Source organism: Rhodococcus sp. P4_B6 (assembly GCF_056402215.1).
The window spans coordinates 1-3,195 of record NZ_JBFUHV010000364.1; the positions used below are offsets into that span (position 1 = coordinate 1).

Here is a 3,195-nt window from a genome sequence, read left to right on the forward strand (position 1 = left end):
CACCTGGTAGTTAGCGGCAGTTGAGGGTGGGTCTCCTGCGGTGCTGATCTCAACGACCCAGCGCCCCGACAGGTGACCCACCTCGCTCTTGTGGCCGCCTCGACGCACGCAGCTTCCATCCAGTCGCCAAGAGCGGGCGTCGCTGAATCTCAGATGCCGCGCCGAGGGGACCGATGACTGCCRCGCGGCGACTTCTCTCGGACTGCGAGTCCGTCACCGCGCAGCAGGATCCGCAGGCGGTGATATCACCGTGTTCCACTGTTCTCCTGCATATTCCGTGGTTCTCTGACCTTCCGGTCCACATGCGACCGATGCCCGCCCGACCACCGTCATTCCGGCAATGACGTGTATCGGGCGAGAGGTGTGCTTGCTGGGCTTCTCCGAGCTGCGGTGAACTGCGCGTAGTTCCGCTCTCGACGCCGAACGGCAGTCGATCGATGTCGTCGACCCGACCGCGGGCGCGGCCCGTATCCGGGCGTCCTCGCTGGCTGAGTCCGCATCGGGCTTGGCCCGCAAGACCCGTCGCAGCGGGTATTTGACGACGCGAGATCGGTGACCGGCGCAGCCGTCTGGTTCTGCGGGTGCAACGGTTCCTGTGCCGTCCATCGAGGATGGCCCAGGCGGTCGAGAATCCGTTGCCGCCCAGCACCGCTACCGTCGACCCGGACACGGTCTTGGACAACAGGCGCACGCACGGCCACTGAACAAGTGGCGGAGTGCCGACGGGCCGATCGCGGTTCGCCAGTAGAATTCATGCTCACCGCACGCATCGAGCGGGGTTCGCGGACGTCGCCACTCTCACAACCCAGGGCCTACCGAGCACCATCGTCAGACGAAGACTCGGACTGACACCGAACGCCGGCGGCCGGTTGCGAAGCCGAGCCGCGGCACACTGCGCGCCGGTCGGCCCAAACTGTTCACCGAGCATCGTCACACGAGGCCGCCGCCGGGTGGACTCCACTTCCCTTCTCCGCGAGGAACTTTGTCAAGGGTTATCGCGGATAGCGTCGCCGCCGTCCGCGACCTCCTTCGGCCTCTGCGCAAGATCCGAGCAGGCCCAGACAGACGGACTGTCTGTGCCCCACGCCCGGTGGATATCCGCCTGGATGCTGCGCCACGATGACCGCACCGCCGAGGAGCAGATCGGACTCGACCAGGTCCTCGCCAGCTGCCGGCAACCTCGCGCTGCTGGGACCGTCGGTCGCACGCCTCCCCTCCCGTCGCTGCACCGTGCCCATTGCCCTGTTCACCGACCACCGCCGAGAAGGCACCACAGCGCACGGCCCGGCCGGCACCGCCGAGCGCCATTCGCCCGTTACCGGTCTCGCCAAACACCGGCAACCCGGTCGAGGATCGCATCCGCGGCCCGCACGGAGGCCTCCGCACCCAGCGCCCTGATGGTCGCCGCCGTGTCGACCACAACATTTGTAGCGCCACAACATTTGTAGCGCCACAACGTGGTGGCGCTACAAATGATCAACTACCGATGTTTCTCGCTCGGCCAGCTGGCCGCGAAACCGGCGGCCGGTCAGTGGCCGCGCCGAGGACCCTGCTCACAGTTGCGACAGTGCAGGCACTTTCGTCCCGGCAGCTGCTGGGACGGACCGTCGCCGTCCGGAGCGCACTCGGCGTTCCACCGCGACAGCGAGTCGACCCAGGCCGAAATTCACGATGACCATGAATGCGGCTACCACGACCAGTGCCGGGATGTAGTTCGAATACGTCGAGCCGGCTTGCACCCCCTGCCGCACCACCTCGATGTAGGTGATCTGGTAACCCAACGCCGTATCCTTCAAGATCACGACCATCTGGGCGATCATGGGCGGCAGCATCGAACTGATCGCCTGCGGGAGCAGGACACGGCGCATCGTATGCCCCGGTTGCAAACCGAGCGCTTCAGCCGCCTCCGTCTGCCCCCGAGGCAGGGCACGGATACCCGAGCGGACCAGTTCCGCGATGACAGCAGCGTTGCATAACGTCAACCCGCTGATCACCGCCGCCGGCGCAAGATAATCCACCGGGAACAGCGCCTGGCCCGCATAGAGTGCGAAGAAGAAGATCATCAGCACCAGCATCGGGATGGCCCGGAAGAAGTCGACGATAGCGCCCGAGGCTTTGCGGATCACCCAACTCGTCGATTGGCGGCAGGCCCCGAGAATGATGCCCAGCGTGACCGCGGCCACGATCGAGATGGCCGCAGCAACGAGCGTGCCACGGATACCGGGAAGCAGGAACGTCGTCCACATGTCCTCGGTGAGGAACGGCTTCCACATCTCGGGAGCCAGTTGGCCGTCGGCCCACAGTGTCTTCCCGACCCATGCCGCAATGGCGGCAACGACCAGGTAGAAGATCAGAGAGAGCCGGCGGTGACGCGCCAGGGCCGCGGGTCCGGGTTCATCGAACAGAACGTGATCGCTGTGGGTCATGATTTCACCGAGTATTTCTTCGCAAGGAATTCGAACAGCTGCCCTGTGGGGAGCGTCAGACACATGAAACCGATCGCGATGATCGCCCCGACCAACAACAGCGCGCCGGTATTCTCGACCATCTCTTTCATCAGCAGGGATGCTTCGGCGACACCGATGATCGACGCGATGGTGCTGTTCTTGGTCAAGGCAATCAAGACGGTACCGAGCGGGCCGATCACCGACCGCAGAGCCTGCGGGAGAATGACGAGTCCTAGGGTTCTGCCGAATCCGAGACCCAGCGCCCTGGCCGCCTCGGACTGCCCTCGGGCCACCGTGTTCACACCCGCTCGCAATACCTCGCAGACGAAGGTCGCGGTATACGCACCCAGACCCAGGACTGACAGTCGAAACGCACTGTCCGCCAATGACGTTGATGATGTGCTGTCGACCATCGTCAGGCCCAGGGTCTGCGCGAGCCCAAACGAGCAGAAGAGGAGTATCAACGTCAATGGCGTGTTGCGAACTATCTCCACGTAGATGGTCCCTGCCCGCCGCAGTGAGGCCAYCGGGGAGAGCCGCATGACAACCAACACGAGACCGAGAAGGACGGCCACCACCGCGGCGGACACCGTCAAGGCAATGGTCGTTCGGAAGGCCGCGAGGACGGGTCCGCCGTACTCCGCAAGAACCGCCCGGGAACTAGCCTCAATTTTTCGTGCCCTCTGATTGGTGGGTGGGTTTCGGCTGGGGTGTGCTGGTGCGGGACAGATTTTGGTGTGTGGGTGTG

Annotated in this window: 2 protein-coding genes; both read right to left on the minus strand. The window is 64.6% G+C overall.

The features are described 5' to 3' along the window. Nucleotides 1-1,553: 1,553 nt before the first annotated feature. Nucleotides 1,554-2,426: an amino acid ABC transporter permease gene (locus tag AC1DWT_RS50385; RefSeq protein WP_206015708.1), complete on the minus strand. Its 873-nt coding sequence runs from the start codon at nucleotides 2,424-2,426 to the stop codon at nucleotides 1,554-1,556. Further along, the gene (locus AC1DWT_RS50390) at nucleotides 2,423-3,118 is read right to left on the minus strand and encodes an amino acid ABC transporter permease (RefSeq protein ID WP_477926182.1); all 696 of its coding nucleotides are present in this window, start codon (nucleotides 3,116-3,118) and stop codon (nucleotides 2,423-2,425) included. The genes AC1DWT_RS50385 and AC1DWT_RS50390 overlap by 4 nt, the downstream gene beginning before the upstream one ends. Nucleotides 3,119-3,195: the final 77 nt, after the last annotated feature.